This is a genomic window from Mesorhizobium sp. M0174, assembly GCF_040322275.1.
In the GTDB taxonomy this organism is placed as follows: domain Bacteria; phylum Pseudomonadota; class Alphaproteobacteria; order Rhizobiales; family Rhizobiaceae; genus Mesorhizobium.
In genome coordinates this window covers 71806-84614 of sequence record NZ_JAMYTB010000005.1, presented here as the reverse complement: position 1 = coordinate 84614, position 12809 = coordinate 71806, and the positions used below count along the sequence as shown (strand labels likewise).

The following is a 12809-nucleotide window of genomic DNA, read 5'->3' as shown; positions in this document are numbered from 1 at the left end:
TGGCCTATTGCCCCTTGGTCGCGAGCCAGACGATGTGCCGGGCGCCGCGCTTGCCGTGAGCCCGCACCTTGACCTCCTCGACCGTGAAGCCGCCCTGCTTGAGCCTTCGGGTGAAACCTGCGTCAGGGCCCTGCGACCAGACCGCCAGCACACCGCCGGGCTTGAGAGCTGCTCTCGCGCTGATCAGGCCGGCTGCGCTGTAGAGCGCATCGTTGGCCTTGTAGACGATGCCCTCGGGGCCATTGTCGACATCGAGCAGGATCGCGTCCCAGGTCGATGCTTCCGAACGGATGAGCTGACCGACATCGGCCTCGCGAATGCTGACGCGCCGGTCATCAAGGCAGCCGTCGAAAACCTCGGCCATCGGGCCGCGCGCCCAAATCACGACTGCCGGCACCAGTTCGGCAACGGCGACCTGCGCACCGTCGCCGAGCTCGGCCAGCGCCGCGCGCAAGGTAAAGCCCATGCCGAGGCCGCCGATCAGGATGTTTGGGGTCCGGCGGCCGGCAATCCTTTGGCAGGACAGTTTCGCAAGCGCCTCTTCGGAACCGCTGAGCCGGCTGTTCATCAGCTCGTTCGGGCCAAGCATGATCGAGAATTCGCCGCCGCGCCGCTTCAGGCGGAGTTCCTGTCCGCCGTCAGGCGTTTTTGCCGAGTCCAGTTGAAGCCAGGGGATCATGCTCGATAGTCTTTGAGCATGATCTTGTCCGAAAACCGGTTCCCACTTTTCGGGATCATGCTGCCAGTGCCGGCTGGCTCCAGCGGGCGGCAAGCAGCCGGTAGGGGATCAGCGCCACCACCGCTATGACCAGCTTGACGCTGAGATCGCCGAGCGCCCAGGATACCCAGCGCATCGTCTCGACCGGCAACACACCCATCAGCGGCGCGGTTTCCAACGCAAAGCCGTCGTTCGGTCCGGCGAAGGCGAAAGCCGCCGCAAAGGCGACGGTGAAAAACACCACCGTGTCGAAGACAGAGCCGACCAGCGTGCCGACAATCGGCGCGCGCCACCAACTCTGCCGGCGCAACCGGTTGAACACGGTGACGTCGAGCAACTGCGCGGTGAGGAAGGCGGCGCCCGAGGCCGCGGCAATGCGCACCAGCCGGTCGGCGGCGGTCTCGAATTCGATCAGGCCGTGGCGAAACAGCAGCGGCGGGATGACGATCGAGCAGATCACCGCTGTCATGAAGCCGATAAAGACGATCCTGCGCGCCACCGCCGGCCCATAACGGCGATTGGCGAGATCGGTGACCAGGAATGAGAACGGATAGGTGAAGGCGCCCCAGGTCAGGATGTCGGCCAACGACAATCCGCCGATAGCACCCTGCATCGGGAACTGCACGAGGATGTTCGAGGCCACGACGACGAGCGCCATGGCCGCCACGAAGGGCAGGTACCGCGAGAGGAAGATCATTTTTTTATCCTGGGTAATGGAACCAGCGGAACGCGATCCGGAACCCGGGTCACGCCCTGGAAGGCGGCTGCCGCCGAAAAACTCAGGCGGCCGGCTGTTCGGCGAGCTTCTTGGCGATCTGCTTCTTCAACAGGCGGGCGCGCTGCGACAATTCCTTGGCATCGGCCTTGGCCAGGAAGGCATCGAGACCGCCGCGATGCTCGACCGAACGCAGCGCGTTGGCCGAAATGCGCAGGCGCACATTCTGGTTCAGCGCTTCCGAGATCAGCGTCACATTGACGAGATTGGGCAGGAAGCGACGCTTGGTCTTGTTGTTGGCGTGGCTCACATTGTTGCCGGACATGACTGCCTTGGCAGTGAGTTCGCAAGTGCGGGACATGATACTAACCTTCGGTTCTCGGTCCTGGCCAAACATTCGACCCGCGCCGGGTGGCGCGCGGTTTCGGTCAGGCGGCCTCATGGAAAAAGTTGGCGTTCCATAGTTGCATTTCGCCGAGGCGTCAAGCTTGGGGGTTGCTTCGGGGATGGGGAATCGCACTTTCGGAGTAGGTGTCGTCAGTGAAGCTGCTGATCGCCCTCTTCTGGAGGAGATATTGCTGTCCCGCAGTTCTCTCAAGACCTGGGTTCCTCGCCCACCGCATGATGGTTGCGCTCTCCCCACTTTCGTGGGGCGAGGAGCCCAAGCCGGAGTGAAGCCGCAACCCTTTCCCTCATCCGGGCCGAGGCAGATCCGCAAATTCGTCGATGGCCGCATTTTGTTCTTGCTTTGTGCCGGCAGCTATGCTACTAATTTAGGTATGGTGCTGATTCGCACCGACGACCCGCCCGCCGAGGCGGGTTTTTTTCTGGCCCTGGACCCTCCCCAGCGTTCCCTGCCGACGCCGCCTTTCACATTAAGGCCGGAATTCAGCCTATAAGCGGTCGCACAGGGACATGCCAGACCGGAGCCGCCCGTCCGGTCGACAACCAAGGACCCGCCATGCCTCGTTCTTTCCTCCATGCCCTGGTCGTGCTGATGGCCGTCGCGCTGTCGACGACGGTTTCGGCCGCTGAGCCGCAATCCTTCACGGGCGAGTATTCGGTATCGTTCCTCGGCCTTTCCGTGGCCAAAGCGAAATTCTCCAGCCATTACGAGGGCGACACCTATTCGATCGAGGGCAGCGTCTCCGCTGCCGGCCTCGCCACTTTGTTCGACGATACGCGAGGTACGATCTCGTCGAAGGGCAAGATTTCGGGCAAGCGGTTGCAGCCGCAAGCGTTCCACGCCGACTACACCTCCGGCAAGAAGGCATCGATGATCGACATCCGGTTTGCCAACGGCGTCGTCACCTCGACCAAGGTCGTGCCTGAGCCGAAGAAGCGCAATCCCAACAACTGGATACCGCTGGCCGGCAGCGATCTCGTATCGGTCCTCGACCCCATGGCCGCGACCGTCATCCATGCCGACAGCCTCGACCAGGTCTGCGGGCGCACGGTGAAGCTCTATGACGGCGAAATGCGGGCCGATCTCAAATTGACCTACGAGTCCAAAGGGTCGATTTCGGTGGCCGGCTACAAGGGCGATACGGTCACTTGCAGGCTGGGCTTCGAGCCGGTGGCCGGTTACCGCAAGAACCGCAAAGCGCTGAACTACCTGAAGAAACGCAGCCGCATCATGGTGACGTTTGCACCAGTCGGCCAAAGCGGCGTATATGCGCCGATCCGCGCCACGGTCAGCACGCAAATCGGTCCGTTGACGATCAGCGCGGAGCGGTTCGAAGCAAACGAATAGGCGTGATGGTGCGCCGCCAACGGGGCACGGGGCGACGGGTATGGCGCGCGCAACACTGATCGGCTTCTCCGCGGTCGCCATGTGGGCGCTGCTGGCGCTGCTTACGGATGCTTCGGGCGCCGTGCCGCCGTTCCTGCTTTCGGCAATCACCTTTACGATCGGCACTTGCGTCGGGCTGGTTGCCCGGCTGTTGATGCCGGCAGCCGATGGCGCCGCGAAGATACCGCGCCAGGTCTGGGTGATCGGCATTGCCGGCCTGTTCGGCTACCACTTCTTCTACTTCACCGCGCTGCGCAATGCGCCGGCCGTCGAGGCCAGCCTGATCGCCTATCTGTGGCCGCTGCTGATCGTGCTGGGGTCGGCGCTGATGCCGGGCGAGCGGCTGGCCTGGAATCACGTCGCCGGCGCGCTGCTCGGCCTTGCCGGCACGGTCCTGATCGTCACCAAAGGTGGCGGGCTTGCCTTCGACGCGCGTTATGCCTTCGGCTACGCCATGGCCGGCGTCTGTGCGGTGCTGTGGTCGTCCTATTCGCTGTTGTCGCGGCGCTTCCCGTCGGTGCCGACCAGCATCGTTACCTGGTTCTGCGCCGCCACCGCGGTCCTTTCGCTGGTCTGCCACCTATTGCTTGAACAGACGGTGCTGCCCGCCGGCGCCGGCCAGTGGCTGGCCGTGCTCGGCCTCGGTCTGATGCCGGTGGGGGCGGCGTTCTATGCCTGGGACATCGGCGTCAAGCGCGGCAACATCCAGGTGCTGGGGGCGGCGAGCTATGCCGCGCCGCTGCTGTCCACCCTGGTGCTGATCGCCGCCGGCTTCGCCCAGCCGTCATGGCGCATCCTCGCCGCCTGCGTGCTGATCACCGGCGGCGCGGCACTCGCGGCGAAATCGCTGTTCCTGCGCAAGAGGGCTACGAGCGAGGCAAACGCTTGATGCCGTTTCCCGGCGGCATCGATGCCAATGCCAATGCGACGCTGGTGTTTTCGCTGGCGGCGGCGGTGATTTACGCGTTCAGCCTCGGCATGCCGCCGCGCCTTTCGCGGTCGGCGGCAAGGACGTTGGCGGTGGCGATGCTTGCGGTGCTGGTCGTGCAGCAGGGCGGTCCATGGCTGCTCGTCGCCGCACTCGGCGTCAGCGCCGTCGGCGACGCCCTCCTGTCGCGCGACGGCGAGAAGGCATTTCTTGGCGGCGCAACCAGTTTTCTTGCCGCGCACGTGCTTTACGTCGTGCTGTTCCTGCGTGCCGGCGGCGGCCTCGGGCTGCTTTTGGCCGAGCCGTGGCGAGCAGCGATCGTGCTGGCGATGGCCGTGTTGGTGTTGGCGATGGTTTTCGCGCTCCGGCGCCGCGTCGGCCCCGCCTTGCGTTTGCCGATTGGCGTGCATGCCGCGGCACTGCTTGCCATGGGCATTGCGGCGCTCACCCTGAACAGCGTCGGGGTCATTGGCGGCATCGTCCTGCTCATCCTGTCCGACGGGCTGCATGCCGCGGAAAAGTTCCTGCTGCCCGCCATCTCGCCGCACCGCATTTGGGTGCGCCATGCGGCATGGGCGCTGTATTACGTCGGCCAGCTGGCGATCACGCTGGGTTTCCTGCTGGGCTAGGTGCCTATGGGGTTCCCGGCAGCCAGCCTGGTTCGGCAAGTTCGAAGGCGGCGAAATCGAAACCCGGCGCCACAGTGCAGCCGACCAAGGTCCATTCGCCGAGGCTGCGTGCCGACTGCCACCAGCCTGCCGGCACGACGATCTGCGGCCGCTCGCCTGCAGCGAGCCCGGTACCGAGGATCTCCTCGATGCCGGGACCGCCTTCTCGATGTATCGACAGCGCCAGCGGCGCACCGTCATAGAAATGCCAGACCTCGGCCGCGTCCTTGACCCGGTGCCAAGCCGACAATTGGTCCTTCTCGAGGAGGAAATAGATCGCCGTCGAATGGCCGCGCGTGCCTGCCGAGCCGTCGCGAAAGGTCTCGGCATACCAGCCGCCTTCCGGATGCGGCTTCAGGCCGAGCAGAGCGATGATTTCGGCGGAACTGGTCATGACCCTAGCTCCTGGCGCCGCTCAGAAATTGTCCTTGCGCTTGCGGATCTCGGCGAACACTTCGGCGTCGGAGGCCTTCTCCAGGCCGAGATGTCTGCGGATCGCCGGATCGTGCCAGCGCAGGAACGGATTGGTCGACAGTTCCTCGCCGATCGTCGTCGGCAGCGTCGGCTTGCCGTCGGCGCGCAACGCCTCGACCTTGGCGGCGCGCTCTTTCAGCGCCGAATTGGTCGGGTCGACGGTCAGCGCGAAACGGGCGTTGGCCAGCGTATATTCATGGCCGCAATAGACGACCGTGTGGGCCGGCAGCGCCGCGAGCTTCTTCAGGGATTCGTACATCACCGGCGGCTTGCATTCGAGCAGCCGCCCGCAGCCGAGCGCAAACAGCGTGTCGGCGGCGAAAGCTACTTTCGACGCCGGCAGATGATAGGTGACATGGCCCGCCGTGTGGCCGGGCGTGGCGATGACCTCGATCCGCTCGTCGCCGAGGCGGACAACCGAGCCCTGTTCGACGGTTTCGTCGATGCCGGGAATCTTTGCCTTTTCGGCTTCCGGACCGACAATGCGCAGCTTGAAACGCTCCTTCAGCGCCAGATTGGCCTCGACGTGGTCGAGATGGTGGTGGGTGGTCAGGATCATCGTCGGGGTCCAGCCGGTGCGCTTGATGGCCGCCAGGATGGGCGCCTCCTCGGGCGCATCGATGAGCGCCGTCTGGCCGCTTTTCGGGTCGTGCACCAGCACGCCGAAATTGTCGCTGCGGCACATGAATTGTTCGATCTCGACCGGCATCGCATCTCTCCCTTTATTGCCGCAGACATAGGGCGCCTGCCAGCCGATGTCATCTGCCTTTGTTGAACTTGGACTGCTTCGAAGCTACCGTTCCGCGCATGCATTCAGACATTGTCGATCTCCGTTCGTTTTATTCGACCACGCTCGGCCGCCTGGCCGAACGCTCGATCACTATGGCGCTGTCCTCGATATGGGCCGTAGTGCCCAACGAGCGGCTGGTCGGTCTCGGCTATACCTTGCCGTGGCTGGAACGCTTCGGCAGCGATGCCGAGCGTGTGTTTGCCTTCATGCCGGCAACACAGGGCGCGGTGGTCTGGCCGGCGACGGGGCCGACGGCGACCGCGCTGGTCTTCGACGAGGAACTGCCGCTGGTCGATTCCTGCATCGACCGCATGCTGCTCGTCCATTCGCTCGAACATGTCGAGAACCCGCGCGAGACGCTGAACGAGATCTGGCGGGTGCTGTCGCCGGCCGGCCGTGTCGTCATCGTTGTGCCCAACCGGCGCGGCGTCTGGGCGCGCTTCGAGCATACGCCTTTCGGCAATGGCCGGCCGTTCTCGCGCGGCCAGCTCACTGAATTGCTACGCGAAGCGAATTTCACGCCGGCGGCATGGTCCGATGCGCTGTTCTTCCCGCCGTCGCCGCGACGTTTCATGATGCAGTTCCACAATGTGCTGGAACGCGCCGGCCGGCGCTTCTGGCCGATCTTTTCGGGCGTCATCGTCGTCGAGGCGCAGAAGCGGCTCTATCAAGGCGTGCCGGTTGCCCAGCGCGCGTCCCGCCGCGTCTTCGTGCCGGTTCTCTCGCCGCATGGCGCCCCGACGCTCGGCCGGCTGTCGCGGGCCGAACATCCGGCGCGGGCAGGATGACGCGTTCGTGATCTCGGACAGGCTTTTTCACGCCTATCTGACGCGATCGGGTTTGCTGTCCGATTGAAGGCCGTGCGGCCGATCCCTATGACCGGTTCGGCATCGCTCCGAATGCAAGGATTTAACCAATGGATGATCATCCGGATGTCGAGGCCAGCGCCCAGAAGCTTGCCACCTCGATCGAAGCCAGCAGCCTGGGTGAGCAGCTGGCAACAATCAAGATAGCGCTGACCACCTCGCCGGTGCGAAAGCAATTGTTTTGGGCCGCGATCGGCATCGTCGCCGTCATTGTCGCAACCTCGGTCGGGCAGATTCTGCTCAATCGCTGGAACCAGCCGTTCTTCGACGCGCTGGCGCGGCGCGACATGCCGGCCTTCCTGCATCAGCTTCTGGTCTTTGCGGCAATAGCCGGCGGGCTGCTTCTGTTTAACGTGGGCCAGACCTGGCTCGACCAGATGATCCGCCTGAAGCTGCGCGAGGCGCTGACGCTCGACCTGATCGGCGAGTGGATGCGGCCGGCGCGCGCCTTCCGGCTGGCCCATGCCGGCGCCATCGGCGTCAATCCCGACCAGCGCCTGCAGCAGGATGTCGCGCATCTCTCGGATCTTTCCACCGGCCTCGGCATCGGCCTGCTGCAGTCCTGCATCCTGCTTGCCTCATTCGTCGGCGTCTTGTGGTCGCTGTCTTCCGGCTTCGTCTTCCACATAGGCGGCCATTCGCTGGCCATACCCGGTTACATGGTCTGGGCGGCGATCCTTTATGCGGGCACCGCCTCCTGGTTGAGCTGGTTGGTCGGGCGGCCGCTGATCCGCTTCAACAACGATCGCTATACGCGTGAAGCGGAGCTGCGTTCTTCGGTGGTTCGCGTCAACGAGAATGTCGATGCCATCGCGCTGGCGCATGGCGAGGCCGATGCCAGGCGCCGCCTCGAATTCGATCTCGGCATGGTGCTGGGCGCCATGCGGCACATCTACCGCGCCCAGATCAATCTTTCCTGGGTCACCGACACCTACGGCTGGATCACTGTCGTCGCGCCGATCCTGGTCGCCTCACCGGTCTATTTCGCCGGCGATATCAGCTTTGGCGGTCTGATGATGGCAGTCGGCGCCTTCAACCAGGTCCATTCTTCGCTGCGTTGGTTCATCAACAATATCGGCGGCATCGCCGATTGGCGCGCTACGCTGATGCGGGTCGCCGACTTCCGCATCGCGCTTGGCGACACCGACGCGCTGCACCATACGGAAAGGCGCATTTCGTTCGGCGAAAACCCGGACGGCAGCCTGACGTTCGAGAAACTCGAGGTCGCCTCGCCGGAGGGATGCACCAAGCTTGCCGAGCCGCATGTCGAAATCCGCGCCGGCGACCGCGTCATGATCACCGGAGATCCGGGCGCCGGCAAGACGCTGTTCTTCCGCGCCATTGCCGGTCTGTGGCCATGGGGCAGCGGCCGCATCGGTATGCCGGCCGGAGAAGCGCCGATCTTTGTTCCGCGAACGCCCTATTTCCCGCTCGGCAGGCTGCGCGAGGTGCTCAACCATGCAGACGGCGCGGCGGAGGCGAGCGATGCCGAGATCTCGGAGGTGCTGGCCGATGTCGGGCTGCAGCGCCTGTCGTCCTCGCTCGATCGCTCGGCGCGCTGGGAGCGTGAACTCAGCGACGACGAGCAGCGTCTGCTGGCCTTTGCCAGGCTCGCCTTGCGACGGCCGAAATGGGTGATCATCGACGAGGCGCTGGACGCGTTCGACGGCCCGACGCTGAGGCAAGTGCTGTCGATGCTGGAGAAGCGCCTTCCCGACGCCGCGATCCTCAATATCGGCCGCGGCCAGCACAATGGCCGCTTCTTCCGGCGGGCGTTGACGATCGTCAAGGATGCCGGCCAACCGGCCCTCAAGCCGGCCCGTATCAGGGCAGGGGCCATCGAACCGCCCCCGGCCATCGCCTCGGCTGGCCGAAAGAAATAGAAACCAAGCTTTATTTCGCCGCGATCGCGGCGAAAAACTGTCGCGATCGTTTCAGATGGGAACGTTTCGATCGGCCATGCTTGACGCTCTCGCCCTGCTCGCCTGCCTTGCCTGCGCCCCCGCAGCACCTGCGGCCGCGCCGGCCAATGCACTTGCCGTCGATGTCGAGCTGGTGCTGGCCGTCGACATCTCGCAGTCGATGGATGAAAGGGAGTTTGCCCTGCAGCGCGCCGGCTATGTCGCGGCGCTGCGCCATCCCGACTTCATCAACGCCGTGCGTGCCGGCACCTCCGGCCGCATCGCCATCGCCTATTTCGAATGGGCCGGCACCATCCGCGACGACGCGGTCATTGCCTGGCAGGTCGTCGACAGCAAGGAGAGCGCCAACGCTTTCGCCGACAAGATCGCGGCCCGCCCGTTCAGGAGCTTTCGCGGCACCTCGATTTCCGGTGCAGTGGCTTTCGGCGCCGAGCTTTTCAACGGCACGGCCTTCACGGGCAAACGCCGCGTCATCGACGTTTCGGGCGACGGCCCAAACAACACCGGCTTGCCGGTCACGACGGCACGCGATGCGGCGCTGGCGAAGGGCATCGTCATCAACGGGCTGCCGATCCTGATCAGCCCGTCACCCACCTTCAGCCATCTCGACCGGTACTATGCCGAATGCGTCACCGGCGGGCCGGGCTCGTTCGTGCTGCCGATCTATGCTGCTTCCGAATTCGCCACCGCCACTCGCCGCAAACTGATCCTCGAGGTCAGCGGCATCGAGTATCCCAAGGTGGATCCGAGGACGATCCGCATCGAGGCACCGATCGACTGCCTGCAAGGCGAGCGCGACCGGCGGTTTTTCTCGGACCCATATTTCCCGGAACTTGATCGATAAGGCTGGCCCAGGGGTAGGTTAGGCCGGTGGCAGGCCGAAGGCCGGGAACAGAGATGGCCCGAGCGGCCCTATGAAGATCGTCAAGGAAGCGATCCCGCCCTCGGCTGCGTCGAACACGTGCAGGGAATGGGCCCGCCATTCAGGGCCATCGTGGCTGCGGGAATAAACTCCGACCGTCGGCTGGGCATTGGCCCGAGTGGCCAGCGTGCGGAAGCCGCCAAACCTCGGCCAGACGGTCTCGAAGAAACCGCGGATCGCTTCGCGGCCTTGATACCATTCGCGCCAAGGCGGCATTGTATAGATGGCGTCCTCACGCAGCAGCTCGATCAAGCTGTCGAGATTGGCGGCCTGCCATGCCTGCATGTAGCGTTCGAGCAGCAGGCCTTCTTGGGGGCTGGGCCGTGATCGGCTGGCCGGCCGTCCCTGGGGATAGCGCGCCGCCAGCGTTGCGCGGGCGCGCTGCAACGCGCTGTTGATCGAAGCCGTCGATCCGCCCAGCAAACGCGCCGTCTCGACGGCCGACCATCCCAGGACGTCGGCAAGCAGCAGCGCGGCGCGCTGCCTGGGTGGCAGATCCTGGATCGCTGCGACGAAGGCGAGCTGGACGGCCTCGCGGCTCTCGTAACGGGCTTCCGGACCTGGCTCGCTGCCGGCAATGTCTGGAAGCTCGGCGTCGGGGTAGGGCTCCAGCCAGGCGATGTCGGCTACGGGCCCGCCTATGGCCGCCCCGTGCGAGGGCGGCCGTCCGGGTTCCCGGAGAATGCGATGCGCCCTCGACCTCGCCTTGATGGCGTTGAGGCAAGCGTTGGTCGCGATCATGTAGAGCCAACCACGAACCGAACCTCGCCCGTCGAACTCCGACCTGGCACGCCAGGCGCGAAGCAACGTGTCCTGGACGAGGTCGTCGGCCTCGTGCAGCGAACCCATCATGCGATAGCAATGCAGCTTGAGCTCGCGGCGATGGGCGGCCGTGACCTTCTCGAAGGCCAGCCGATCGAGGATCGGCTGGCGTGCTGGTTCCAGGGGTGGTTGAGCGTCTGTCATGCGGGCTGTGCGGTTACGAGTGAGCTTTGCATTACGCGCGCCTCAGGCGGCCGGTGCAAGCCCGCTACCGCTGACCATGAAGGAACTGCCTTGCGGCTGGCCGGTGGCGAGCGCGACCACCGCCCGTCCGACGTCGGCCGGGGTTTGCATGTCGGTCATGGCGGCGATGAAGTCCGCCGGCTGGATGCCCATATAGGCAGCGACGCTGTCGACGCCGGCCTTGCCCACGCCGGTTTCCGGCATGATGCGCATCGGCGCGAGCGCCATGAAGCGAAGGCCGAGCCCGAGCCGGTCGGCTTCCTTCTGGCTATGACCGGCCAGGAACATCTGCATACGTTTTGCGCCGGCATAGCCGCCGGTATTGGGTGGTCCGCCGGTTAAGGCGGCGCCACTGGAGATCAGAACGATACGGGTTCCCGGCTTGAGCGGACGCCGCAGAGCGGCCCGGCAAAACAGGAACGATGCCTTGACGTCCGTGTCCCAATTTGCCGAGAACGCCTTCCAGTTCTGTTCGTGCACCGGCGCGGAAGGGGCCAGCGCGCCTGCGCAGATTACCAGCACGTCCGGCTCCAGCGCGGCGAAGACCTTATCGGGGGCGGAGTCCACCGTCGCATCGACCGCGAGCGTCGTCACGCCCGAGACCTCCCAGGCAAATTGCGCCAGGGCCTGTTTTCCGCGGGCGACGGCCAGCACCGTCGCTCTCTCCTTGAGGGCGGCCTCCGCGATGGAGCGGCCCACCCCACGGCTGCCTCCGACGACTACAACATTCTGACCTTGCAACGATCCCATGGATCACCTCTCTGTTCCCGGCCGCCGGACCATCCAGGCGCGCTCATCGATAAGGACAGCGCAGGCGTGCGGAAATCATCGGCGCCAGGCGGAAATATTTTTCAGGTGACAGCAGGGCTCGCGCACGGCCCTGTTCGGAGCAGCAACGGCAGAGGCGCGTCGGTTTTGTATTCAGTGTCATTACCTCGGGGGTAATCGACCTGCGTGCAAGGTCTCGGCAAACTGCTCCCATCAAGCCGGTTGTCCGGCTTCGACCACCAGGGAGTACAGCCATGACCGCCTACGCCGTCGCGCATATGCGCCAGGTCACGCCGGGGCCGCAGATCGTCGAGTACCTGCACAAGATCGATGCCACGCTGGAGCCGTTTGGCGGGCGCTTCATCGTGCATGGCAGCGAGGTGGAAGTCGTTGAAAACACCTGGCCGGGCCACCTCGTCATGATCGAATTTCCAGACATGCAGCAGGCGCGCGCATGGTACCGCTCGCCCGCCTATCAGGAGATCTTGCCGCTGCGCACCGAGAATTCTCAGTCCGACGTGGTCCTGGTCGATGGCGTCCAGCACCCGCATAAGGCCACCGACGTTCTCGAATAAGGGGACGATCTGCGACGATTGGCTCTTATCGTTTCAGCAGAAACACCGCCTGCTGGCCGAAAAAATTCCAGAACCACCACGGCATCGAGAAGCCGATCCGCTGGCCATTGGCGTCGAGCGCGGTCGCCTTTTCCACCGTCGCGCCAAGCTCGTCGCACAGATTGACGAAATCGCGAATGGTGCAGAAATGGATGTTGGGGGTGTCATACCAGGAATAGGGCAGGTCCTTGGTCACCGGCATGCGGCCGTTGAACAGTAGCGAAAAGCGCACCCGCCAGTGGCCGAAATTTGGGAATGAGACGATGGCGCGGTTGCCGATCCTGAGCAGTTCGTCGAGCACCAATTTCGGATTGCGGGTCGCCTGCAAGGTCTGCGACAAGACGACGAAGTCGAAGCCCTTATCGGGATAGAATTGGAGATCCTTGTCGGCATCGCCCTGGATGACCGACAGGCCGCGCGCCACGCATTCGTTGACGCCGCGCTGCGACAGTTCCAGCCCGCGACCGTCGACCTTCTTGGTCGCCTGCAGCAATTCGAGCAGCAGGCCGTCGCCGGAACCGACGTCCAGCACCCGCGACTGCGGCGGGATGAGATCGGCGACGACCTCGAGGTCGACGCGCTGGGCGCGGTTGACGCTCATGGGCTCGTCACTTGCCTGGCGCATGA

The 12809-nt window shown here is 64.6% G+C and carries 15 protein-coding genes; 7 read left to right on the top strand and 8 right to left on the bottom strand.

Features of this window, described 5'->3' with window-relative positions; all coding sequences use genetic code 11:
- Positions 1-4: 4 nt before the first annotated feature.
- The 3 genes from NKJ13_RS12445 to rpmB form a co-directional block, all read right to left on the bottom strand.
- Entirely contained in the window at positions 5-679 is a 675-nt protein-coding gene (locus tag NKJ13_RS12445) for a polyamine aminopropyltransferase (protein WP_352687360.1), read from the bottom strand.
- Between the two features lie 55 nt (positions 680-734).
- Positions 735-1415, bottom strand: coding sequence for a queuosine precursor transporter (locus NKJ13_RS12440; RefSeq protein ID WP_254816630.1), 681 nt, complete (start codon positions 1413-1415; stop codon positions 735-737).
- Positions 1416-1497: 82 nt separating this feature from the next.
- Positions 1498-1794: a 50S ribosomal protein L28 gene (gene rpmB / locus NKJ13_RS12435; protein ID WP_006328411.1), complete on the bottom strand. Its 297-nt coding sequence runs from the start codon at positions 1792-1794 to the stop codon at positions 1498-1500.
- A gap of 600 nt (positions 1795-2394) precedes the next feature.
- Between rpmB and NKJ13_RS12430 the strand changes: the two genes are divergently transcribed.
- From NKJ13_RS12430 to NKJ13_RS12420, 3 genes are read left to right on the top strand one after another with little or no spacing between them, the layout of a single operon-like run.
- Positions 2395-3186 (top strand): DUF3108 domain-containing protein, encoded by a 792-nt coding sequence (locus NKJ13_RS12430; protein WP_352649297.1) that lies wholly within the window; start codon positions 2395-2397, stop codon positions 3184-3186.
- A 40-nt stretch (positions 3187-3226) separates the two neighbouring features.
- Positions 3227-4114, top strand: a complete 888-nt coding sequence (yddG, locus tag NKJ13_RS12425; protein ID WP_254816632.1) for an aromatic amino acid exporter YddG — start codon at positions 3227-3229, stop codon at positions 4112-4114.
- Complete coding sequence (locus tag NKJ13_RS12420; protein ID WP_352737943.1) at positions 4114-4782, top strand: lysoplasmalogenase family protein; 669 nt, start codon at positions 4114-4116, stop codon at positions 4780-4782. Before yddG ends, NKJ13_RS12420 begins: the two co-directional genes overlap by 1 nt.
- Before the next feature lie 4 nt (positions 4783-4786).
- On the opposite strand, the gene NKJ13_RS12415 is transcribed toward NKJ13_RS12420, so the two are convergent.
- Together NKJ13_RS12415 and gloB are read right to left on the bottom strand one after the other, a co-directional pair.
- Positions 4787-5215 carry a cupin domain-containing protein gene (locus NKJ13_RS12415; RefSeq protein WP_352737942.1) on the bottom strand — a complete coding sequence of 143 codons (429 nt, stop codon included), beginning with the start codon at positions 5213-5215 and terminating at the stop codon, positions 4787-4789.
- A gap of 21 nt (positions 5216-5236) precedes the next feature.
- On the bottom strand, positions 5237-6004 hold the full coding sequence (gloB, locus tag NKJ13_RS12410; RefSeq protein WP_352737940.1) for a hydroxyacylglutathione hydrolase: 768 nt from the start codon (positions 6002-6004) through the stop codon (positions 5237-5239).
- 98 nt (positions 6005-6102) lie between these two features.
- Between gloB and NKJ13_RS12405 the strand changes: the two genes are divergently transcribed.
- The 3 genes from NKJ13_RS12405 to NKJ13_RS12395 all read left to right on the top strand — a co-directional run bounded on the left by NKJ13_RS12405 (position 6103) and on the right by NKJ13_RS12395 (position 9717).
- Entirely contained in the window at positions 6103-6873 is a 771-nt protein-coding gene (locus NKJ13_RS12405) for a class I SAM-dependent methyltransferase (RefSeq protein WP_352737939.1), read from the top strand.
- Between the two features lie 128 nt (positions 6874-7001).
- Positions 7002-8834, top strand: coding sequence for an ABC transporter ATP-binding protein/permease (locus NKJ13_RS12400; protein WP_352737938.1), 1833 nt, complete (start codon positions 7002-7004; stop codon positions 8832-8834).
- Positions 8835-8910: 76 nt separating this feature from the next.
- Positions 8911-9717, top strand: coding sequence for a DUF1194 domain-containing protein (locus NKJ13_RS12395; RefSeq protein ID WP_352737937.1), 807 nt, complete (start codon positions 8911-8913; stop codon positions 9715-9717).
- Between the two features lie 18 nt (positions 9718-9735).
- Here NKJ13_RS12395 and NKJ13_RS12390 read toward each other — a convergent pair whose 3' ends face one another.
- Together NKJ13_RS12390 and NKJ13_RS12385 are read right to left on the bottom strand one after the other, a co-directional pair.
- Positions 9736-10761 (bottom strand): RNA polymerase subunit sigma-70, encoded by a 1026-nt coding sequence (locus NKJ13_RS12390; RefSeq protein WP_352737936.1) that lies wholly within the window; start codon positions 10759-10761, stop codon positions 9736-9738.
- Between the two features lie 42 nt (positions 10762-10803).
- Positions 10804-11550 (bottom strand): SDR family NAD(P)-dependent oxidoreductase, encoded by a 747-nt coding sequence (locus NKJ13_RS12385; RefSeq protein WP_352649305.1) that lies wholly within the window; start codon positions 11548-11550, stop codon positions 10804-10806.
- Positions 11551-11822: 272 nt separating this feature from the next.
- Between NKJ13_RS12385 and NKJ13_RS12380 the strand changes: the two genes are divergently transcribed.
- Positions 11823-12143: a DUF1330 domain-containing protein gene (locus tag NKJ13_RS12380; protein ID WP_352649306.1), complete on the top strand. Its 321-nt coding sequence runs from the start codon at positions 11823-11825 to the stop codon at positions 12141-12143.
- A gap of 25 nt (positions 12144-12168) precedes the next feature.
- Here NKJ13_RS12380 and metW read toward each other — a convergent pair whose 3' ends face one another.
- Positions 12169-12783, bottom strand: a complete 615-nt coding sequence (gene metW, locus NKJ13_RS12375) for a methionine biosynthesis protein MetW (RefSeq protein ID WP_254817066.1) — start codon at positions 12781-12783, stop codon at positions 12169-12171.
- Positions 12784-12809: the final 26 nt, after the last annotated feature.